Origin of the sequence: Brevibacterium sediminis (genome assembly GCF_024895295.1) — a bacterium.
Taxonomy (GTDB): Bacteria; Actinomycetota; Actinomycetes; order Actinomycetales; family Brevibacteriaceae; genus Brevibacterium; species Brevibacterium sediminis.
The window spans coordinates 1-21,286 of sequence record NZ_JAHQRN010000001.1 but is presented as its reverse complement, the minus strand read 5'-3'; the positions used below and the strand labels follow the sequence as shown (position 1 = coordinate 21,286).

The 21,286-nt window shown below is 64.8% G+C and carries 20 protein-coding genes; 5 read left to right on the top strand and 15 right to left on the bottom strand.

Annotated features, from left to right (window positions below):
- Positions 1-10 precede the first annotated feature (10 nt).
- Complete coding sequence (gene purN / locus KTJ89_RS00100) at positions 11-634, bottom strand: phosphoribosylglycinamide formyltransferase (RefSeq protein ID WP_259356541.1); 624 nt, start codon at positions 632-634, stop codon at positions 11-13.
- A 102-nt stretch (positions 635-736) separates the two neighbouring features.
- On the opposite strand from purN, the gene KTJ89_RS00095 reads away from it, so the two are divergent.
- Complete coding sequence (locus KTJ89_RS00095; protein WP_101545186.1) at positions 737-1,189, top strand: hypothetical protein; 453 nt, start codon at positions 737-739, stop codon at positions 1,187-1,189.
- Positions 1,190-1,355: 166 nt separating this feature from the next.
- Here the strand turns inward: KTJ89_RS00095 and KTJ89_RS00090 are convergent, their stop codons facing one another.
- Positions 1,356-2,690 carry a cell division protein PerM gene (locus KTJ89_RS00090; RefSeq protein WP_259356540.1) on the bottom strand — a complete coding sequence of 445 codons (1,335 nt, stop codon included), beginning with the start codon at positions 2,688-2,690 and terminating at the stop codon, positions 1,356-1,358.
- A gap of 115 nt (positions 2,691-2,805) precedes the next feature.
- On the opposite strand from KTJ89_RS00090, the gene KTJ89_RS00085 reads away from it, so the two are divergent.
- A complete protein-coding gene (locus KTJ89_RS00085) occupies positions 2,806-4,614 on the top strand; it encodes a hypothetical protein (RefSeq protein ID WP_139469682.1) in 1,809 nt (602 codons plus the stop codon).
- Positions 4,615-4,751: 137 nt separating this feature from the next.
- On the opposite strand, the gene KTJ89_RS00080 is transcribed toward KTJ89_RS00085, so the two are convergent.
- From KTJ89_RS00080 to clpS, 10 genes are all read right to left on the bottom strand, one after another.
- The gene (locus KTJ89_RS00080) at positions 4,752-6,170 is read right to left on the bottom strand and encodes an amidase (RefSeq protein WP_259356539.1); all 1,419 of its coding nucleotides are present in this window, start codon (positions 6,168-6,170) and stop codon (positions 4,752-4,754) included.
- Between the two features lie 49 nt (positions 6,171-6,219).
- Entirely contained in the window at positions 6,220-8,109 is a 1,890-nt protein-coding gene (locus tag KTJ89_RS00075) for a dipeptide ABC transporter ATP-binding protein (RefSeq protein ID WP_374990240.1), read from the bottom strand.
- Positions 8,060-9,013: an ABC transporter permease gene (locus KTJ89_RS00070; RefSeq protein ID WP_172168614.1), complete on the bottom strand. Its 954-nt coding sequence runs from the start codon at positions 9,011-9,013 to the stop codon at positions 8,060-8,062. Before KTJ89_RS00070 ends, KTJ89_RS00075 begins: the two co-directional genes overlap by 50 nt.
- Positions 9,010-9,957, bottom strand: coding sequence for an ABC transporter permease (locus KTJ89_RS00065; protein WP_172168611.1), 948 nt, complete (start codon positions 9,955-9,957; stop codon positions 9,010-9,012). The genes KTJ89_RS00070 and KTJ89_RS00065 overlap by 4 nt, the downstream gene beginning before the upstream one ends.
- A 12-nt stretch (positions 9,958-9,969) precedes the next feature.
- Positions 9,970-11,475, bottom strand: coding sequence for an ABC transporter substrate-binding protein (locus tag KTJ89_RS00060; protein ID WP_259356537.1), 1,506 nt, complete (start codon positions 11,473-11,475; stop codon positions 9,970-9,972).
- A 126-nt stretch (positions 11,476-11,601) separates the two neighbouring features.
- The gene (rdgB, locus tag KTJ89_RS00055) at positions 11,602-12,207 is read right to left on the bottom strand and encodes an RdgB/HAM1 family non-canonical purine NTP pyrophosphatase (RefSeq protein ID WP_139469688.1); all 606 of its coding nucleotides are present in this window, start codon (positions 12,205-12,207) and stop codon (positions 11,602-11,604) included.
- A complete protein-coding gene (gene rph / locus KTJ89_RS00050) occupies positions 12,204-12,926 on the bottom strand; it encodes a ribonuclease PH (RefSeq protein ID WP_139469689.1) in 723 nt (240 codons plus the stop codon). Before rph ends, rdgB begins: the two co-directional genes overlap by 4 nt.
- A gap of 58 nt (positions 12,927-12,984) precedes the next feature.
- The gene (locus tag KTJ89_RS00045) at positions 12,985-13,806 is read right to left on the bottom strand and encodes an MBL fold metallo-hydrolase (protein WP_259356536.1); all 822 of its coding nucleotides are present in this window, start codon (positions 13,804-13,806) and stop codon (positions 12,985-12,987) included.
- Complete coding sequence (locus KTJ89_RS00040; RefSeq protein WP_259356535.1) at positions 13,803-14,381, bottom strand: DUF2017 family protein; 579 nt, start codon at positions 14,379-14,381, stop codon at positions 13,803-13,805. Before KTJ89_RS00040 ends, KTJ89_RS00045 begins: the two co-directional genes overlap by 4 nt.
- 3 nt (positions 14,382-14,384) lie before the next feature.
- Positions 14,385-14,690 (bottom strand): ATP-dependent Clp protease adapter ClpS, encoded by a 306-nt coding sequence (gene clpS, locus KTJ89_RS00035; RefSeq protein WP_101545203.1) that lies wholly within the window; start codon positions 14,688-14,690, stop codon positions 14,385-14,387.
- 52 nt (positions 14,691-14,742) lie between these two features.
- Between clpS and KTJ89_RS00030 the strand changes: the two genes are divergently transcribed.
- Complete coding sequence (locus KTJ89_RS00030) at positions 14,743-16,062, top strand: nicotinate phosphoribosyltransferase (protein WP_139907319.1); 1,320 nt, start codon at positions 14,743-14,745, stop codon at positions 16,060-16,062.
- A gap of 112 nt (positions 16,063-16,174) precedes the next feature.
- Here KTJ89_RS00030 and KTJ89_RS00025 read toward each other — a convergent pair whose 3' ends face one another.
- Positions 16,175-17,968, bottom strand: a complete 1,794-nt coding sequence (locus KTJ89_RS00025) for a DEAD/DEAH box helicase (RefSeq protein WP_139469693.1) — start codon at positions 17,966-17,968, stop codon at positions 16,175-16,177.
- Complete coding sequence (locus tag KTJ89_RS00020) at positions 17,969-18,223, bottom strand: DUF3039 domain-containing protein (RefSeq protein ID WP_035320920.1); 255 nt, start codon at positions 18,221-18,223, stop codon at positions 17,969-17,971.
- A 31-nt stretch (positions 18,224-18,254) separates the two neighbouring features.
- On the opposite strand from KTJ89_RS00020, the gene KTJ89_RS00015 reads away from it, so the two are divergent.
- On the top strand, positions 18,255-18,770 hold the full coding sequence (locus tag KTJ89_RS00015) for a flavin reductase family protein (protein ID WP_139907318.1): 516 nt from the start codon (positions 18,255-18,257) through the stop codon (positions 18,768-18,770).
- A 279-nt stretch (positions 18,771-19,049) separates the two neighbouring features.
- On the opposite strand, the gene gdhA is transcribed toward KTJ89_RS00015, so the two are convergent.
- Complete coding sequence (gdhA, locus tag KTJ89_RS00010; protein WP_139907317.1) at positions 19,050-20,396, bottom strand: NADP-specific glutamate dehydrogenase; 1,347 nt, start codon at positions 20,394-20,396, stop codon at positions 19,050-19,052.
- 126 nt (positions 20,397-20,522) lie between these two features.
- Here gdhA and KTJ89_RS00005 point away from each other — a divergent pair, with 126 nt between their 5' ends.
- Complete coding sequence (locus KTJ89_RS00005) at positions 20,523-21,236, top strand: GNAT family N-acetyltransferase (protein WP_310650264.1); 714 nt, start codon at positions 20,523-20,525, stop codon at positions 21,234-21,236.
- The last annotated feature ends 50 nt before the right edge of the window (positions 21,237-21,286 follow it).

Here is a 21,286-nt window from a genome sequence, read left to right as displayed (position 1 = left end):
CACGGCGGGGTCAGTGGGCGGTCATCGCCGAGGCGACATATCCGCGGACATGTCGCCCTTCGACGACGAGGTCGGTGTGGGCCAGATGTGCCAGCAGACGCACGAGCTCTTCGCGTTCCCGGGCTTTGATGTTCTCGTGCACGGTCTCCTCGGTGTCGTCATCGCCGATGGGCACCGCGTACTGAGTGATGATCGGTCCGGTGTCGACTCCGGTGTCGACGAGGTGGATGGTTCCGCCGGTCAGCTTCACCCCATGAGCGAGCGCGTCGCGGACCCCGTGTGCACCCGGGAACGACGGCAGCAGCGCCGGATGGGTGTTGATGATCCGGGACGGGAAGGCCGCGACGAAGCTGGGACCGAGGATGCGCATGAAACCGGCAGAGACCACCCAGTCCGGGGCGAGCTCGGCCACCGTGTCCTTCAGCGCCAGGTTCCACTCGTCGCGGTCGGCGAAGTCCTTGGGCCGGACGACGAAGGAGGGAATCTCGTGCTGTTCGGCTCGGGTCAGGACCCCTGCGGTGTCCGAGTCGGCCCCGATGGCGACGATGTCGACTCCACGGGTCCCGTCGGCGAAAGCGTCGATGACGGACTGCGTGAGAGTACCGGATCCTGATGCCAGAAGAACTATGCGCACCCGCACAGTCTAACGTCTGCAGCACATGGACGATGCCCTGCTGTCATCGTGCGGACACGGCCCGCCGAGGCATTTGTCAGTCGACTGTGAGAAACTGATCGAGTGACGTCACCGCAGAATACCGAAGAGAAGAAGGCGCCGACTCCCGAAGAGGAGGCACAGGCCGCACCGGCACGACACGGGCTCGTCCTGATACTGCTGATCCTCGCCTCGGTGCTGACGTTCACGTATCAGCTGCCGTTCAAGCTCGCCGCCATCGGCTTTGCCATCGCTGCCGTCGTCTGGTCGGTGAAGTACATCGTCGCCGTCGTCAAGACCAAGCAGCGCCGGAACATGTCCTTGGGCATCCTCGGTGGTCTGCTCAGCATCTACCTCATCTTCTCCACGATGTCCTCGGTCATCCTCTGGCCGGTGCAGTCGAAGTACGAGGAATGTCTGCGCGACGCGATCACGCAGCAGGCGCAGCTCTCATGCTCGAGTGAGTATCAGTCGGGTCTGGGTGACTGGTTCAAGCAGGTCACCGGCCAGGATCTCGACCTGCCCGGCACCAAGTGATCCACGGGGCCACGGTCCAGGTCATTCAGCGCTGATCCCCTCACCGAGGATGTCCTCGGTTCACGCCTGACCCGTCACCGAGGCGGACTTCCGTTCGCGCCACAGCCGCGGTGAGTACGCTGCCTCACCGAGGCAGCCCAATCCGTCACCGAGGCGGCGCCCTCGTCTAACGCGGTTCGTCTTCGTCGACGATGTCGTCGGCGAGCGATTCCGGTTCGTCCTCATCGAACGCATCCGTTGTGCGGTCCTCTTCGAAAGCGCCCGCTGTGGCATCCTCGTCGTCGGGGTACTCTTCGTCATCCTCGGCGAATTCGGAATACTCGGCGTGCAGACCGGAGAGTCTGATCAGCAGAAGGCCGGCGGCCATTCCCACACCGATCCACCCGGTGATCGCCAGCGCCGACGTCAGGGCCGAGGGTCCGAACCCGGAGAGACCCAGCGGGCCCAAGGCCCCACCGGCGAACAGTGCGAGCACCTCGAGGGCGACGAACAGTATCCCGATTGCAAGCCCCAGTCCCATCCACGACTGTGCGGCGATGTCGCGGGCTCGGTCGCGGCCGAGGATGACGCACAGCAGACCGAGCAGCACGAGAAGCGCCGGTGCGGCGGCCGTCCAGGCGGGATAGTCACCGTCCAACAGCTGCAGCACGTGCACATCGGGCACGGGCGCTGAGGTCGAAGTGAATGCAGAGCTCGTCCCGGCCCCGCCGATGCTCACTCCCGTACCGGCGGTCCACGACAGGGCTGAGAAGAGGATGCTCGGGGCGAAGAGCGCCTGAACGACGATGAGGCCGATGCCTGCGGCGACCGGTGAGCTGTAGACCTGCACAGTGTCGGCGACATCGCTCCAGCGGATCACGATTCCGACGACGAGCACGATCGCACCGAGTGCCGCAGCGGCCCACAGCAGACGGCGTGCGAGTCCGACGGAGACAGTCCAGGTGTCATCGGCGATCACGGCCAGTCCGGGGATGTCACCGATTCCTCGCACCCGAATGAAGGCCCACGCCACAGCCGTGACGAGGAAGAGGAAGAGCCGAAGGAATCCGAGCGGAGTCACCGTGGCCTGGCCGACCAGGACCGCCGCGACGAGCAGAGGAGCGGCGTAGGCCACGACGAAGGTGCCCAGAGCTGTACCCATGAGCGCCCACCATCCGCCGGGATCGTCGTCGCTCTCGGCCGGGCTGTCCGCTGCCGTGCTGCGGGCGACTCGTTTGGCCCCCGTTGCCACCAGCAGCCACAGGCCGACAGTCACGAGGCTCGGCGCCAGCGAGAAGTCGAATCCGAGGGTCGAGACACTCAGTCCTGACACCGTCGCCCACAGTGCGAACGCCCATTCGGGAATCGCCGAGTACGGCAGCTGCGAGCCGAGCCCGATGATCCAGAAGACGATGGCGACGACGAATCCCGCGGGAACGACGATGAGGTCGATCTTCACGACTTCCATGAGGGCTGCGAAGATCGTCCGACGGTAGGGCTGAGGGTGAGGAGAAGTGTGCATCAGGACCATTTTCGCCTAACCCGGCTCGGCTTCCCGGTATTGACCACGCGATTCCCTGCTCCGGGAAGTACAATTGCGCCAGGACAGGCTTGTACACGCAAAGGATGACCCCACGATGAGCAACGGGAACGATCACCCCAATTTCCCGCCACCACCCAGCGAGCCTCCGGAGAACGGCGGGTCGAAGCCCGAGTCGGAGTTGCCGACGGATGAGGGCCTTCCGGGTTCGGTCTCCGATGACGCCCCCACCGCAACCGGCGGTTCGGCTCAGTCCGGAAGCGGTTCCTCGGTGCCCGATGACCAGGCACCACCCTTGGGAGCTCCGGGCAACGATGCGCCGGAACGACCGACGGTCGCTCCGGCTGCTTCTCAGCAGAACCAACCGCCTCAGTATTCGGGCCCCGGCGCCCAGAACGATCAGTCCTTCAACTCCGGCCAGCAAGGCGGAGCCAACGTTCAGGGCGGCCCACAGGCGGGTCCCTATCCCGGTGCCCCGTCTCCGAGTGACCAGCCTCAGAACGGGCAGTATCCGAACAACCAGTACCAGAGCCCGCAGCAGCCGAACGGCGGCTACCCCGGGGCTCAATCGCAAGGCGCTCAGCCGCAGGGCGTCCAACAGCCAGGCGGTCAGTATTCGAATGCGGCATATCCGGGGGCGTCTAATCAGCCGTACCCCGGCGCTCAGGACCAGCCGGGCCAGTTTAACTCCGCCCAGAACCAGTCCGGGCAGTATCAGACGGGGTCGGGTCCGAACGCCCAACAGACCGGTTCCGGTCCATCCCAGGCGATTCCGCAGCCTGCACCGGCTCCGGGTTTCGCCGGCGGTCAGAGCACCGCGACGCGTGCCGACAATCGCCCCGATAAGAAGAAGAGCAAACTTCCGCTCTTCATCACCCTCGGTGCGGTCGCGCTGGTCATCATCCTCGTCCTCGTCGGGTTCTTCGTCATCGGCAGCGTGAACAAGAACAAGTACGGACCCGACAAGGTCGCAGAGGACTACGTCGAAGCCCTGAACAAGGGTGATTTCGCAGCCGCGGAGAAGATCGCCCCCTCGACACGGCCTGAGGGCACGAACCTCGATCTGCTGCAGAAGGAATTCACCGATTCCTCATCGGCGAAGATCGAGAAGGCCAAGGTCGAATCGTCGAAGACCGACGGGGACAAGGGCACCGTCGTCGTGTCCTACGAGCTCGACGGCAGCCCCTACAATGTGGAGCTCTCTGCGACGAAGGACGGCAAACAGGACCTGTTCTTCGACAAGTGGACGATGAAGGGCCCCGACCTCAACGTCATCTCCCTCGATATCCCCGCTGCCGACGGTCTCGCCGTCAACGGCAAGGACTACAAGGCGAAGTCGGGCACCACGTCGTTCGCTGTCTACCCCGGCAGCTACGACTTCACGATTCCGAAGAGCAAGTGGATCTCCGAAGCTTCCGATACGGCCAAGGTGAACTTCCCGAAGGCCTTCGCCCCCGGCGGACAGCCGAACAAGGGCCAGGTGTCCCCCACCACCCTCAACCTCGATCTGTCCCCGACCGGCGCCTTCGACAAGGAAGTTCAGAAACAGGTCGAGAAGGAGCTCAAGAAGTGCTTCGACAACAAGAGCATCGAGCCGAAGTGCGACTTCATCAAGTACGACCCGACCGAGATCCCAGTCGGCGGTTCGGACAAGAAGCTCGATGATCTGGCGAAGAAGAACACCGCCAAATGGGACATGAAGGAGATGCCGAAGGTGAAGGCCAGCTTCGGCGCCGGAGACACGAACACCGGCTCGTTCTTCACCGAGAAGCCAGGCAAGTTCAACTTCTCCGTCGACGGCAAGAGGGCCGGCTCCTCGTACTTCTCCAACGGCAACTCCCTGTCGGTGTCCGGAAGCGTGAAGATCGACGGAGACAAGCTCTCGGTCGAATTCTTCGACTTCTGACCCCAGGGTCCACCGCCGACACGGTGCACCTCACCTCCCCGAGGTGAGACACCCACCGTCACCGAGGCGACGTCCAAGTCACAGCGGGCCTGTGACGACCGATTCCCGGTCGTCGCAGGCCCGCTGTCGTCGTTCTCTCAGACTCCGACCGACCGAGTCGGCAGCTCGAGGTCGGCCGCGGCTTCGAACCAGGCACCGGCGGCCATGACGAGTTCGTCGGCGAACCGTCGTCCGGCGATCTGCACTCCGATGGTCCGACCGTCGTCCATGGATCCGGCCAACACCGTCGCCGCAGGCTGTTCTGACATGTTGAACGGCATGGTGAACCCGATATGCCCCATCGGTTCGTGCACCTGCGGGTACGGCATCGGCTGCTCGGCCGGGAATGCCGCGTCCGGAGCTGTCGGCGAGATGACCAGGTCGAACTCGGCAGTTGCTTCGATCGTCCGCCGCCGGATCTCCTGAACGCTGTGATAGCAGCGCATCAGGTCGACTCCGCTGGTATCGGCTCCGTCCTGTGCCCACTGCTGGATATAAGGCAGAATGAGCGCCTGTTCGTCGACAGGCAGCGCCTTGAGGTCGGCCCACGACCGGACCCGCCAGAACAGATCCATGTCGCGGAGGTGATCATCGTCGATGAAAGGATCGACCGTGACGATTTCTGCACCGGCCGCAGAGAACCTCTCTGCCGCCTCGGTGACGGCCGAGCGCACCTGCGCCGCTGCGGCGACCCCGCACCCGGCGTCGAGCTGCACGCCGATGCGCAGTCCCCGCGGGTCGAAGGCTCCAGCCGAGTCGCTGCCCGGCAGAGACTGCGCATCATCGGCGGCGAAGCGCGGCAGCCGCGAATAGTCGCGATCGTCCGGGGCGGAGATGATGTCCATGGCGGCTTTGACGTCGGCCATCGTCCGCGCCAGCGGTCCCGCACATCTGCCCAGGTAGGGGGCGTCGAGAGGCACGCGGCCGAAGCTGGGCTTGAGCCCGGCCAGACCGAGCCACGTGCATGGCAGGCGGATGGATCCGCCGATGTCGGAGCCGATGTGGATGGGTCCGTATCCGGCGGCTGCCGCGGCTCCGGCTCCGGCACTCGACCCTCCGGTCGTCAGGCTCGGGTCCAGCGGTGAACGGGTGATTCCGTGCAGAGAGGACACTCCTGAGGAGAGCATTCCCCAGTCGGGCATCGTCGTCGACCCGAGGATGACGGCTCCGGCTTCTTCGAGACGCTCGGTGATCGGGGCATCGTGGCCGGCCACCGGCATCTCCACCCAGGCGTGGCCGCTGGGCAGCGGAACTCCGCGGCGGGCGATGTTCTCCTTGATCGTCACGGGCACCCCGTCGAGGTCGCTCAACGGTCGTCCCTCTCGCCAGCGTGCTGCGCTGGCAGCGGCGGCGTCCCGGGAGCGTTCGTCGTCGCGGTGGAACAGGGCGTTGATGGTCGGTTCGCAGTCGTCCATGCGGTCGACGACCGCGGAGTGCACCTCGACCGGGTCGAAGTCCCCGCCGGCGAATCCGGCTGCCATTTCGGCCGCGCTGCGGTCGGCAAGCGATGTGGTCATATGCTGCCCTTTCTCTCGATGGTTCGTCGCATCCCGCGCGCGAGCCGGTCTATCCGGCCGCGAGTGCTTCGGCCAGGCTCGGGGTGGCGGCGATGAGGCGCCGCGTGTACTCGTCCTGCGGGTTCGCGTAGATGTCCTCCGTCGCACCCGATTCGACGATCTGTCCGGCTCTCATGACGATGACCTCGGAGCACAGGTGTTTGACGACGCCGAGGTCGTGGGAGACGAAGAGGAGAGTCAGCGCGTACTCGTCGACGAGGTCGGTGAGCAGGTTGAGGACCTGCGCACGCACCGAGACGTCGAGGGCGGAGACCGGTTCGTCGGCGACGAGGATCTGCGGTCTGGTCACGAGGGCCCGGGCAATCGAGATGCGCTGTCGCTGCCCGCCGGAGAACTGGTGCGGGTACCGGCGCAGGGAGTCCTGGTCGAGGTCGACGGCGGCGATCATCTCCTCGACCCGTGCTGCGCGTTCGTCCTTGTCGACTCCGGCGGCGATGAGCGGTTCGGCGACGATGTCGGCGATGCGCATCCGCGGGTCGAGCGAGGCGAACGGATCCTGGAACACGATCTGCAGGTTCTCGCGCAGGCGGCGCAGAGCCTGTGAGCTCGCGGCTTCGACCCGGATGTCGCCGACGCGCACATGCCCGGTGGTCGGTCGGTCGAGGCCGGAGAGGATGTTCAGCAGCGTTGACTTCCCCGATCCCGACTCCCCCACGATGCCCAGGCGGGCTCCGGCCGCGACGCTGAAGTCGATCCCGCCCAGGGCGGTGACGTCCGATCGTCTGCGACCGAAGAGTCCGCGTCCGCGGAAGATCCGGGTGACGTCCGAGACCTCGATGAGCGGTGCCGATTCCCTCACCGAGGGGGTTCGGTGGTCATCCCTCACCGAGGCGGCTCCGGCCCCTTCCCTCGCCGAGGTGGTCCTGACGCTGTCTTCGTCCGTCGACCCCGCGACGGACATGCCGGTGTGATCCGGTCGGGTCGAGATCTGCGGTTCGTCGCGAAGATCCCCCGGCTCCCCCACATCGACCGAAGCCTCTGCTTCGCCGATCTGCGGCCCCGAGTAGGCGAGCGCGGTCTTGAGTGTGAAGAGTCGGCCGCGGTCATCTGTGGCTTCGAGATCCGAGGATGCCAGGAGCCCTCGCGTGTACTCGTGCTTGGGCGCGGTGAAGATCTCGTCGACGCTGCCGGACTCGACGATGCGGCCGCGGTACATGACGATGACCCGATCGCAGACTCCGGCAACGACCGCGAGGTCGTGAGTGATGAACAGCAGTCCAGCCTCCACCGCCGAGACCCTCTCGGCGATGAGGTCGAGCATATGCTTCTGCACGGTGACGTCGAGGGCGGTGGTGGGCTCGTCGCAGATGAGCAGCCTCGGCGAATTGGCCAGGGCGATCGCGAGCATGACCCGCTGCCGCTGCCCGCCCGACAGCTGGTGCGGGTAGGCGAACCGGGCGCTGTCGGGGTCGGGCATGTGGACGTCGCGGAGCAGTTCGCGCACACGCGTCGGAATCTGCCCCCGCGGCGCCTTGCCATGGAGGCGCAGCACTTCGGCGATCTGGTCGCCGATGCGCATGAGCGGATTGAGGGCGCTCATGGGTTCCTGGAACACCATCGACACGATGTCCGAGCGCAGCCCGGCCAGGGTCTTCTCGTTCGCCTCGAGAAGGTTCCCGGAGTGCCCCTGCAGATGCACCTGGCCACGGGCGTGCAGCTCTTCTGGCAGCAGACCCATCACGGACTGGGCGGTCAGCGATTTCCCCGACCCGGATTCGCCGATGAGTCCGACCCGCTCGCCCGGCGCCAGGCTGAGGCTGACATCGTGGAGCACCGGAGCGTCCGCTCCGGCAGGGGTGATGGTGAGGTCACGGACCTCGAGCAGGTTCTCAGGCACCTCGCGCCTCCATCTTCGGGTCGAACCGGTCGCGCAGCCCATCGCCCAAGAGATTGAATCCGAGCACCGCGAGTGCAATGAACACTCCCGGCCACAGAGCGAGCTCGGGGTGGGTGGACAGGTACTGCTGGGACTCCTGCAGCATCCGGCCCCACGACGGGGTCGGGGCCTGGGTGCCGAGTCCGAGGAAGGACAGCCCCGCCTCGGCGAGGACGGAGATCGCGAAGGCCACGGACGCCTGGACGATGACCATTCCGGCGATGTTCGGCAGCACGTGGACGACGGCGATGGCCGGGATCCGACGGTTCGAAGCTCGCGCGGCGCGGACGTATTCGGAGCCCAGCACCTGCAGCGTGCCGGAGCGTGCGACGCGCGCGAAGCCGGGGATCGCGGCGATGCCGACGGCGACCATGGCCGGTCCCGTCCCCGGCGAGTAGACGGCAGCGAAGATGATCGCCAGCAGCAGCGCGGGGAAGGCCAACAGGATGTCGTTGGCCCGCATGATCACCGCGTCGAGCCACATTCCCCACGGCTGTTTCGCGAAGAAGGCGGAGATTATTCCGATCGGGGTGCCGATGAGCAGGGCGATGCCGACGGCGACGACCCCGACGAGCAGCGTGATCCGCGCCCCGACCATCACCCAGGTCAGCGTGTCCCGTCCGAAGGTGTCGGTGCCGAACGGGTGGGTGAGGCTGCCGCTCTGCAATCGGGCGGCGGGGTCGATCGTGGTCGGGTCGTACGGGGTCCACACGAAGGAGATGAGAGCGAGTCCGACGATGAGCACGACGAGGCCCGCGCCGATGATCATCGATGCGTTCGCCCGCCGTCCGCTCCTGCGGGACCGGCCCGGCCCGATCTTCGCCGAGGCGGTCGCGTCGGTCGCGTCTAGAGCGACGGGATCGACGTGGTCGCTGGGGCTCTGGGCACTGGTCGGGGTCGGGTTCATGCGGCGTTCCTGATCCGGGGGTCGACGATGGGCACGAGGATGTCGACGATGAGGTTGATGATGAGCACGAGCAGGACGAGGACCATGACGATGCCCTGCACCGCTACGAGGTCACGGTTGGCGACGGCGCGGACGAGTTCGGAGCCGATTCCGGGCAGAACGAAGATCTGTTCGATGATCACGGCCCCGACCAGCAGGGTGGCCAGTTGGACTCCGGCGACGGTGATGACGGGAATCGCCGCATTGCGCAGTCCGTGCGCGAACAGCGCCTTCGTCTTGGTCAGTCCCTTGGCCCGGGCGGTGCGGATATAGTCTTCCCGCATCACATCGAGCACGGCCGAACGAACGTAGCGGGTGAGGATCGCCGCCTGCACGAGAGCAAGCGACACGACCGGCAGGACGAGGCGGAGAAGGAAGCCGCCGAGGCCCTCGATCGGAGCCATCCAGCCTTGGGACGGGAACCATCCGAGGGTCAGAGAGAAGATGATGACGAGGATGATCGCGGCCAGGAAGTTCGGGATCGCGATGCCGACCTGGCTGATCGCCGAGATCGTCACGCCGATCCAGTTGCGCTGCTCGAGGGCGGCGAAGGTGCCCAGGGGCACGGCGATGAGGATGGACACGGCGATGGCGGCGATGACGAGGATCGCCGTGACCTGGACGCTGTCGACGATGACGGGAGTGATCTCGGCACCTGTGACGTAGGAGGTGCCGAAGTCTCCGGTGAGCATTCCTCCCATCCAGTCGAAGTACCGGATGAGAGGTGGCCGATCAAGCCCGTATTGGGCTTCGAGCGACGCTACTGCCTCCGGGGTGGCGTTCGTTCCCAGCGCCACCTGTGCCGCATTGCCCGGCAGCAGGCTCATCAGGGCGAAGATCACCACCGAGGCGACGAGGAGGGAAAGCGCGAACTGGATCGCGCGGTTGATTGCGTAGGTGAGCATCGACGTGCGCGGTCAGGACCAGCTGAGGTCGGCGATCTTGAATGCGTCGGAGACGCGGTTGGCGGGTATCCCCTCGACTCCGGACTTGGCGATGACGAGATTCGGGAACAGGAACAGGAAGTCCGAGGCGGCATCCTCGGTGATCGTCCGCGCGATCTTCTTCATTCCCGAGATGTACTCGTCTTCGGTTCCGGTATCGGCTTTGTCTGCCAGCTCCTTGATCGTCGAATCGTCGTAGCCGATGTAGTAGTCCTTCGAGAACACGGTGAGGATGTCGCGCGGTTCTGCGTGGTTGATCACCGACATGTCGTAGTCGTGTTCGGTGAAGGTCTTGTCCAACCACACGGCGGGGAACTCCTGAGTCGAGATCTTCGCCTTGAGTCCGACCTCTTCGAGCTGCGCGGAGACGATCTCGGAGATCGCCTTCGCGTACGGCAGATTCGGCACGGTGAAGGCGAATTCCTCGCCTTTGATCCCGGCTTCGTCGACGAGCTGTTTGGCCTTCTTCGGATCGTACTTCCACACCCCGGTGAGGTCTTCGTAGTACGGGTCGGTCGGGGGAACCATCGAGCCGATGAGCTCGCCGTAGCCCGCCCAGGCCGTGTCGAGGACGGCCTTGCGGTCGATCGCATGCATCACGGCTTCACGGGCCTTCTTGTCTTTGAAGATGCCCTCGGCGTTGTTCATCGACAGCACGACTTCGCCGTTCGTAGTGCCGGAGACGATCTGATAGTCGTCGCTTTGGAACTCTCCGGCCAGTTCGGGGGCCTGGAGGTTGGAGACGAGGTCGATCTCTCCGGACTTCAGGGCGTTCGAGGCCGAAACCGCGTCTTTGAAGTATTTGAACTGGACCGAGTTCAGGGACGGCTTCTCGCCCCAGTAGTCGTCGCGGGCGGCGAAGTCGATGGACTGTCCGCGTGTGAATTTCTCGATCGCGAAGGGACCGGTGCCGACGGCTTCGTTCGCCAGGTCGTCGGTGCCTTCGGTGTCGAAGACGGCTCCGACGAGGCTGGTGAGGTTGAACAGCCAGGTGTTCGACGGTTTCTTCAGTTCGATCGTGACGGTGGAGTCGTCCGGGGTCTCGATGGACTCGACGATGTCCATTTTCGACTTCAGCGCGTTCTTCCAGTCCTTCTGCACTCGTTCATAGGAGTACTTGACGTCTTCGCTGGTGAAGTCCGCACCGTTAGAGAACTTCACACCATCCTGGAGTTCGAAGGTGTAGGTCTTGCGGTCATCGGACAGTGTCCAGTCCTTGGCCAGTGCGGGCTGGATCTCCCCCTCGCCGTCCAACCGGACGAGCGATTCGTAGACGTTCTCCATCAGCGCTTCGGGAATGGCGACTCCCGAGGTGGAGGTGAAGTCGAGGTTGACCGGTTCGGCGGTGAAGGCAATCGTCATCGAGTCCTTCTTCTGCGCATCGCCTCCGGTGTCGGAGGCTCCGGCCGAACAGCCTGTGATCAGCAGGCTCGTGGCGGCCGCTGCCGCCACCCACGTCATGATGCGCGGAGTCTTCATTGTTCTCCTCGATTTCGCCGACCACGAAGAGGGTCGTTCGCCAACACTCAAGCATCGTCAGTGTATCCGAAGTTCTCAGCTGGTGAGGCGGCTGCGTTCAGATGCTGAGCGTTTCGAGGAGGAGGTTCAGAGATTCGATTCGTCGGCGAGAATCGCGGCCAGTGCGTCGAAGGCGAATCGGCGGTGGGAGCGTGAGTTCTTCTCCTCAGGCGTCATCTCGGCGGCACTGAGTTCGGAACCCTCGGGGACGAAGATCGGGTCATATCCGAAGCCGTTCTCGCCCTTGGGTTCGGTGGCCAGGCGCCCGGGCATGACTCCTTCGGCGGTGAACTCACGTCCGTCGGCGGTCACAGCGGCCGCCGCGCAGCGGAACTGCGCTCCGCGGTGTTCGGCCGCGATGTCGCCCAGCTGAGCGAGCAGGAGTTCGAGGTTCGCACGATCGTCTCCGTGCCGGCCGGACCAGCGAGCGGAGAAGATGCCCGGTGCACCGCCGAGCACGTCGACGCTGATTCCCGAGTCGTCGGCGATGGCGGTGTGCCCTGTCGCAGCGGCCGCGGCACGCGCCTTGATGAGCGCGTTCTCGGTGAACGTGACTCCGGTTTCGGCGACATCGCCGAGTCCCGCCTCGGCGGCGGTGAGCACCTGGGTGTCAGCACCGAGGACGGGCCCGAGGATGGTCAGCAGCTCGCGCTTCTTGCCCTCGTTGTGAGTGGCGAGGACGAAGGTCGTCATCCGGCGAGCACTTCGGACTGGATGCGGGTGAGTTCGGTGCACCCGTGGCCGGCGAGGTCGAGCAGTTTGCCGAGCTCATCGCGGTCGAACGGTGCGCCCTCCGCGGTGCCCTGGACTTCGATGAACTTTCCGGACCCGGTCATGACGACGTTCATGTCCGTCTCGGCGCGGGAGTCTTCGACGTACGGCAGGTCGAGGAGGGGTTCTCCGTCGATGATGCCGACGCTGACGGCCGCCACTGAGTCGATGAGCGGCTGGTGGGCGGCGGGGATCAGCCCGGTCGAGCGCCCCTTGTCGATGGCCTTCGCCAGCGCAACGTAGGCACCGGTGATCGAGGCAGTGCGGGTGCCGCCGTCGGCCTGGAGGACGTCGCAGTCGAGGACGAGGGTGTTCTCTCCGAGCTTGTCCATGTCGATGACGGCGCGCAGGCTGCGGCCGATGAGACGGGAGATCTCGTGAGTGCGTCCGCCCTGTTTGCCCTTGACCGATTCGCGGGTGCTGCGGGAATCGGTGGCGCGCGGGAGCATGGCGTATTCGGCGGTGACCCAGCCGCGGCCCTGGCCCTTGAGCCAACGGGGCACGCCTTCGGTCAGTGAGGCCGCGCAGAGGACGCGGGTGTTGCCGAATTCCACCAGCGCGGACCCTTCGGCTGTATTGATCCAGTCCGGAGTGATCCGGACTTCACGGAGTTCGTCTGCTGCACGGCCGTCTGCTCGCACTGTCTGCCTCTTTCGTCTCGGTGGTGGTGTCTGCTGGTCGCCGGCGATCGTCGCCGGCTCACACTGTCCAGGTGGCTCCGGGCTTCGCCAGCTCGATGGGTCCACGGTACTCCCCGGCCGCCTCACCGCGAACGATGGAGCAGTCTGTCCAGACCGGGATGTGGGTGAGCACGAGCGCGGACGCCGCGGCGTTCTGCGCCACTCGCCCGGCGCGCTTGCCGGTGAGGTGGATGCCGCGCGCAGTGTCGCGGTCTTCCTGGAAAGCGGCTTCGCAGAGGAAGAGGTCGGCGTCTTTCGCCGCTGCGACGAGGTTGTCGCACTCATCGCTGTCGCCCGAATACGTGATGACCCTGCCGGCCGCATCCGTGATCCGCAGAGCATAGGCCTCGACGGGGTGGTCGACGAGGAAGGATTCGATGGTCAGGGAGCCGATCTGGTGACGACTGCCGTGGTCGATGTCGGTGAATTCGAAGGCGTGGTCGAAGTCCGAGTCGTCTCCCCCGTTGGCCACCGGGGACTTTCCGGGATCCGTGTAATAGGCCCTGGACAGGCGTTCCTTCGCACCGGCCGGCGCGAACACCGGAGTGCGCGTGCGGATCGTTCCCGTGTCGGAGATGTCGCCGTTGAAGAACTTCGGGTCGAAGCAGTGTTTGACGTAGAGGCCGGTCATATCCATGCAGTGATCCGGATGGAGGTGGCTGAGCACGATTCCGGAGAGACGATCGGTGTCGACCGTCTCCTGCAGGGGGCTGAGCGCACCGGACCCGAGGTCGAGGATGATGCGAGTGGGTGTGTCCTCATCGGTTTCGATGAGGTAGCAGCTGGCGAGGGCGCCGCGCCCCGGGAAGGAGCCTGCGGTGCCGATTGCGGTGAGTCTCATATCTCGTCATCCCCTTGCGTCTGGTCGAGCAAGGTCGTCGTCAGTCGGTCCTGAATCCACGTCAGGAAGTCGTACAGGGTCAGGGTGAGGTCTTCGGATTCGGAGAGGTCCTCACGGCGGGCGTACTTCTCCTCCTGCGCCTCCTCGGTGTCGATCCCGAGGCGGACAGCGAGGACGAGTCGCAGATCGTTGAGGCCCTTCATCCAGGCGAGCACCTCGTCCCGTGTCAGGGAGATGTCATTGCCCTTGCTCAGTCCCAGCAGCACGATGCGCACATTGTGCGCTTTGGCCTGTTTGAGATCGAACTCGGTGAGGCGGCGGAACTCCGCTGAACGCTCATCGTCCTCGGGATCGACGTCGGGCAGCAGCCGCAGCAGCGCCGGGTCCTCCGGACGGGGACGGTCGACGAGTCCGAGCCGGGCTTCCCAGTTCTCCGAGTCCGGACGGTCGTCATCGCTGTCGCTGTCTTCGGCCAGCAGAGCCGCAAGATCGGTGAACACCGTGAGCATGAGCGAGCGTTCGTTGTCTTGCAGGGTGAGGACGACATCGTCCCCTCGTGCGTCGATAGCGGCCATGTGTCAGTCGGATCCTGAATCGGGTTGGCACGCGGCCCACAGGCCGTATTCGTGCATCGCTTGGGTGTCTCGTTCCATGGCTTCGCGGCCTCCGGTGGCAACGACGGAGCGCCCGTTCTCATGGACTTCGAGCATGAGTGAGTGGGCTTTCTCCTCGGAGTAGCCGAAGTAGGTCTGGAACACGAAGCTGACATAGCTCATGAGGTTGACCGGGTCGTTGAAGACCACGGTCCGCCAGGGCTTGGCCAGGTTCTCGGAGGGTCGGACGTCGACCTCCGGCTCCAGGACTGGTGTCGTTGGGTTGCTCACGTTTCCACCATACGGCAGAACACTGACGCTGTCGTGACGTAAGATCGCGCCTATGAGTGATCTCACACGGACCGATTCGACGGCTTTCTTCACGGATCAGTACGAATTGACGATGGTGCAGGCGGCCCTGGAATCCGGTGCCGCTCACCGGAAGAGCCTCTTCGAGGTGTTCGGCCGCAGCCTTCCCGCAGGTCGCCGCTACGGTGTCGTCGCCGGCACCGGTCGGATCCTCGAGATGATCCGCGACTTCCGCTTCGACGATGCCGAGCTCTCGTTCCTCAGCAGGGAGAACATCGTCGACAAGCGCACCATCGACTGGTTGGCCGACTATCGGTTCTCCGGCAATATCCGCGGTTATGCAGAAGGGGAGATCTACTTCCCCGGCTCACCGCTGTTGACGATCGAATCGACGTTCGCCGAGGGCGTCATCTTGGAGACGCTCATCCTCTCGGCGATGAACTATGACTGTGCGGTCGCCTCGGCGGCGTCCCGAATGGCTCAGGCGGCCGGCGATCGCCCCTGCGCGGAGATGGGCGGGCGACGCACGAACGAGCATGCGGCCGTGGCTGCGGCTCGGGCAGCGGTCATCGGCGGCTTCGCCTCGACGTCGAACCTGGCCGCCGGTCTGCAGTACGGTCTGCGCACGATCGGCACCTCGGCCCACTCGTTCACCCTACTCCACGATTCCGAGCGGGAGGCCTTCGCCGCTCAGCTGAAGTCGCTCGGCACCGATACGACTCTGCTCCTGGACACCTATGACGTCGAGGAGGCGCTGACCACGGCGATCGAGCTGGCCGGGCCGAACCTCGGCGGAGTGCGCATCGATTCCGGCGATCTCATCGAACAGGCCAGTGAGGTGCGCGAGAGCCTTGACCGCCTCGGCGCCCGCGACACGACGATCACCGTCACGAGCGATCTCGACGAGTATGCGATCGCCGCATTGGCCGCCTCCCCCGTCGACTCCTACGGTGTCGGCACGCGGGTGGTCACCGGTTCAGGTGCCCCGGCCGCCGGCCTGGTGTACAAGCTCGTGGCTCGTGCCGATGAGGCCGGCGAATGGACCTCGGTGGCCAAGAACTCCTCCGGCAAGCCCTCACGCGGCGGACACAAGGAAGCGCTGCGCCTCATCGACGGTCCGATCGCCGTGGAGGAAGCCGTCGGCATTCCGAGCCTGCCCGATGATCTCGGCGAAGGCCGTCGGCTCAGCGTCGATCTCGTCGTCGACGGTGAGGTCGATGAGTCGTTCATCGGCGCGGCAGGAGTGAAGAAGGCCTGCGCCCGACATGACGAGTCTTTGGCGGAGCTGCCGCGTTCGGCCAGGCGCCTGCAGGACGGCGAGCCCGCCATTCCCACCGTGTTCTACTCCGCCTGATCCGCACCCGGCCCACCGCGAATCGACGAAGCCGCCGAGGCAGACAGTGCGTCTGCCTCGGCGGCTTCGTCAGCCTCATGCCGACAGGGTCTCCCCTGCCGACATCCGGTGCTCACTTCTTGCCGACGAACCAGCCCTGCAGCTTCTTGATCCGAGCCTGGATCTGCTCCCGCGTGGCTTGAGCGACGGCCGGTCCCCCACATGCCTTGCGCAGTTCGACGTGAACGTTCTGGTGCGGCGTTCCGGTACGTCTGGACCAAGCGCCCACGAGGCTCTGGAGCTGGTTGCGCTCTTCCTTCATCGCTCGGTGCTCGAGCTCGCTCGTCTCCGTCTCAGGGGCCGGAGGAGCCGCCGCGGTCTTGCGCTTCGCCTGCCGGGCCTGCTGAGTGCTCAGCAGCTCACGCACCTGATCGGGTTCGAGCAGGCCGGGGATGCCGATGAAGTCGAGTTCATCCTCGGAGCCGATGGCTCCGCCGGTGCCGAATTCACCGCCGTCGTAGAGGACACGGTCGAACAGGGCTTCGGCGCCGAGGGCTTCGAAGGAGCCGAGCTGGTCCGACGAGGCGCCCTCGTTGCGGTTCGCCTGCTCCATGGCCTGATCGTCGAAGACGACGACATCGTTCTCGTCCTCGTTCTTCGGGCGATCGAGGGCATGATCGCGTTCGGCTTCCATCGAGTTCGCCAGGGCCAGCAGCACGGGCACCGAGGGCAGGAACACCGAGGCGGTCTCGCCGCGTTTGCGGGCACGCACGAAGCGCCCGATGGCCTGCGCGAAGAACAGCGGCGTCGACGAGGAGGTCGCGTAGACGCCGACACACAATCGGGGAACGTCGACGCCTTCGGAGACCATCCGCACGGCGACCATCCACCGGTCGGTCGAGTTCTGGAACTGTTCGATCCGCTCCGAGGCCCCCGCTTCATCGGAGAGCACAACGGTCGGCTTCTCACCGGTGATCTCGTGCAGTCGTTTGGCGTAGGCTCGGGCCGCCTCTTGGTCGGTGGCGATGACGAGGCCGCCGGCGTCGTGGACGGTGCGTCGGACCTCGGTCAATCGCATATCTGCGGCTTTGAGGACCGCCGGGATCCAGTCGCCCTTCGGGTCGAGGGCCGTGCGCCAGGCCTGCGAGTTGATGTCCTTCGTCGTCTCCTCGCCCAGGACGTGCGACATCTCGTCGCCGGCCTTGGTCCGCCAGGTCATGGCGCCGGCGTAGGCGAGGAAGAGGACGGGGCGGACGACGGAGTCCTTGAGCGCTCGACCGTAGCCGTACGAATAGTCCGCCACCGAGGTGCGGATGCCGTTCTCGTCGGGTGCGTAGGTGACGAATGGGATCGGTGAGGTGTCGGAACGGAACGGTGTTCCGGTCAGGGACAGCCGACGGACCGCGGGGCCGAAGGCCTCTCGCACGGCATCGCCCCACGACAGGGCGTCACCTCCGTGGTGGACCTCGTCGAGGATGACCAGAGTGCGGCCGGCGGCCGTCCGGTTGTGGTGGAGAACGGGTTTGGCAGCGACCTGCGCGTAGGTCAGAGCCACTCCGTGGTAGCCGGGTGCGTGTTTGCCCTGGGAGTTCTTGAAGTGCGGGTCGAGCTTGATGCCCACGCGTGCTGCCGAGTCGGCCCACTGCACCTTGAGGTGTTCGGTGGGAGCGACGACTGTGACACGGTTGACGACTCGCTGGGCCAGCAGTTCGGCCGCCAGCCGCAGAGCGAAGGTGGTCTTACCTGCTCCTGGGGTCGCGACCGCGAGGAAGTCCTTGGGCTGCTTCTGGAAGTAGAGTTCGAGAGCCTCAGCCTGCCAGGCACGCAGCTTTCCCGCCGTTCCCCATGCTGCGCGCTCGGGGAATGCCGGTGGAAGCTGTTCTGCCGCGGAGGTCCCTGGTGCTGTTGGGAGACGATCCGCGGACATCTACTCCTGCGGTCCTTCGGACATCGTCTCGTAGATCTCTTTGCACTTGGGGCAGATCGGGAACCGCTCGGGGTCGCGCGTGGGGACCCACACCTTTCCGCACAAGGCGATCAGCGGAGTCCCGGTCACCATGGACTCCATGATCTTGTCCTTGGGCGCGTAGTGGCTGAAGCGCTCGTGATCGCCGGGCTCGACTAGCTGCTCGGACTGCTCGCGCTCGATCGTTGCTGAACCGCCTGAAGCTGGAATGGTCATGGCTCCATTGTAGTTCCCTAGAATGAGAGTCATGGACCAGGCCTACGACGATTCCCTCACAGAACGCTACCGCGAGCTCAGCGACGACATCGCTGCGGCGGTCGCCGTGGTCTCCGCTACCCGTGGCAGTGCCCTGCATGCGATCACCGTCGATTCGTTTCTCGACGTGTCGTACGATCCCCCGACGATGGCCGTCAGCGTCTATTCCGGCTCTCGGATGATGGAGACTCTGGAGACGAGTTCCCACTTTGCGATCTCGCTGCTCAACTCCGACCAGCGCGACATCTCCGAACGCCTCGGCGCTTCGGGCCAACCACTGTACGGATCGCTCAAAGGCATCGACACTTTTCCCGCCCCTCATGCCGGACAGCCGGTGCTCACCGAGGCAATCGCCTGGTTCGAACTCAAGCTCACCGAGGTGCTCGAGGTTGCGACCCACAATCTCGTCGTCGGGGAGGTCGTGTCCATGGGCGCGGGCGCCGATGCGGGAACGAGTCGTCCCCTGCTGCGTTGGCGAAAAGGCTACGGAACCATCGGAAAGCGCTGACCTTCTCGTCTGGCTCTGACCGGTCCCTGATCACGAACCCACCCAGCACGGTCGACACGGACCGACAGGCAGGACACAGCTATCGGGGTCGATCGCGGGCTCACAGCGTACGACAGAGGCTCTGCTCAGGACCGACGGCTTCGTGGAGAAGTTCACGGGTTCTGAGCAGAGCCTGTCTTGTCGTTTGGGTTGTCAGCCTCGGCTGTCAGCGCTGATCGCGACCGTCCTGTCGGCTGTGCACAGGCGCTTTGGTCGCCCGGCCGCCGATGGACCAGACGATCAGACGACTCCCTGGGCGAGCATTGCCTCGGAAACGCGGATGAAACCTGCGATGTTGGCACCGGCGACGTAGTCTCCGGGCTGGCCGAACTCGTCGGCCGCAGCCGCGCAGCTGTCGTGGACATCGCCCATGATCTCGGCCAGGCGCGCCTCGGTGAAGTCGAAGTCCCACGAGTCGCGGCTGGCGTTCTGCTGCATTTCGAGCGCACTGGTCGCGACACCGCCGGCGTTTGCGGCCTTGCCGGGGGCGAAGAGGACGCCGGCCTCGGAGAAGATCTTCACGGCTTCCGGCGTGCAGGGCATGTTCGCGCCTTCGGCGAGGGCGATAACTCCGTTCTTGACCAGAGTCGCAGCCGAGTCCCCGTCGAGCTCGTTCTGAGTCGCACATGGCAGTGCGACGTCGACCTCGACGTCCCAGACGTTTCCACCCTCGTGGTAGGTCGCGCGTCCCCCGCGCTGCTCCACGTATTCGGAGATGCGTCCCCGCTCTTCGAACTTGATGCGCTTGACGAGTTCGGTGTCGATTCCGTCCGGGTCATGGATGAAGCCGGCCGAGTCGGACATCGTGATGACGGTGCCGCCGAAGGCCGTGACCTTCTCTGCGGCGAATACTGCGACATTTCCCGAACCGGAGATCGAGACAGTGCGACCGTCGATGTTCTTCTTCGCGGCGGCGAGCATGTCCTTGAGGAAGTACACGACGCCGAAGCCGGTGGCTTCGGTACGGACCATGGAACCGCCGTAGGACAGTCCCTTGCCGGTGAGCACACCTGCTTCATAGGAGTTCGTCATGCGCTTGTACTGGCCGAAGAGGTAACCGATCTCCCGACCACCGACGCCGATGTCACCCGCGGGCACATCGCGATACTCACCGATGTGACGGTACAGCTCGGTCATGAACGACTGGCAGAACCGCATGACTTCGCGGTCGCTGCGGCCCTTCGGGTCGAAGTCAGATCCGCCTTTGCCGCCGCCGATGGGCAGGCCGGTGATGGCGTTCTTGAAGATCTGCTCGAAACCGAGGAACTTGACGATGCCGAGGTTCACCGAGGGGTGGAACCGCAGACCGCCCTTGTAGGGGCCGAGAGCCGAGTTGAACTGCACGCGGAAGGCGCGGTTGATCTGCACGACTCCGGAGTCATCGATCCAGGGAACCCGGAAGATGATCTGGCGTTCGGGCTCGCAGAGCCGCTCGAGCGCGGAGAGTTCCAGGTATTCGGGGTGCTTGTCCACGACGGGGCCCAGGGAATAGAGAACTTCCTGTACCGCTTGGTGAAACTCCGACTCTCCAGGGTTACGTTGGAGCACTGTGTCGAAGATTGGCTGCAGTGATGGATGTAGACTCATGCGCACAAACATACCGTGACCCGTATAACAACAATCCGAGCGACCAGATAATGGACAGCGCTGTCCGGTCACTTCAAGTGGGATATAAGTCTTCCGCGCAGTTCCAGGGCCACTGAACACGAAAGAATGGGCACAAGGCACATGGACATCTCGGAGATCTGGCCGCCGTTCGCACTTCATCTGCGATCAGATGATATGGAACTCTCACCCGTAAGAGAGGCCGATATTCCGGAACTCGCACAGATCGCGCGAGGCGGAGTGAGACGTGATGGAATCGAAGCCTTCCTCGTCAATTGGGACTCGGGCACCGATGAGCAGGTAGCACGAAGCCTCGCTCAATACCACTGGTCCACTAGAGCGAACTTCACCGTAGATGAGTGGACGATCGAGTTCACGGTCAGGGTCAATGGCCGCGCCATCGGAGTTCAGGGTGTGACCGGACGTCGGTTTCCACTCACGAGGACAGTCTCGACAGGATCATGGTTGGCGCTGCCTGAACAGGGCTGCGGATACGGCACCAGAATGCGAAGGATGATCATCGAAGCCTTCACCAGATACTTCGGTGCCGCACGATTCGACACAGCATACTTCGACGGCAATGACGCCAGCCGGCGGGTATCGGAGAAGCTCGGCTACTCCCCCAATGGTGATCGAAGCGCTGTCGGTCAGAACGGCACGGTCCTGACCGAACACCGCATGGTGCTCCGCGCCGAGGACTACGTCCACACAGACAGTGACCTACAAGTCACCGGCGCCGAAGCCTTCCGAACCTTCCTCACTATTACTACCTGTCGGGGGCCCAGCTACCTCGCGCCAGGTAGCAGTACCCCCGTCAGGTAGTAATAAGCACCGGGCATCCCACCCACACGTGAACACACACGAATGCACAC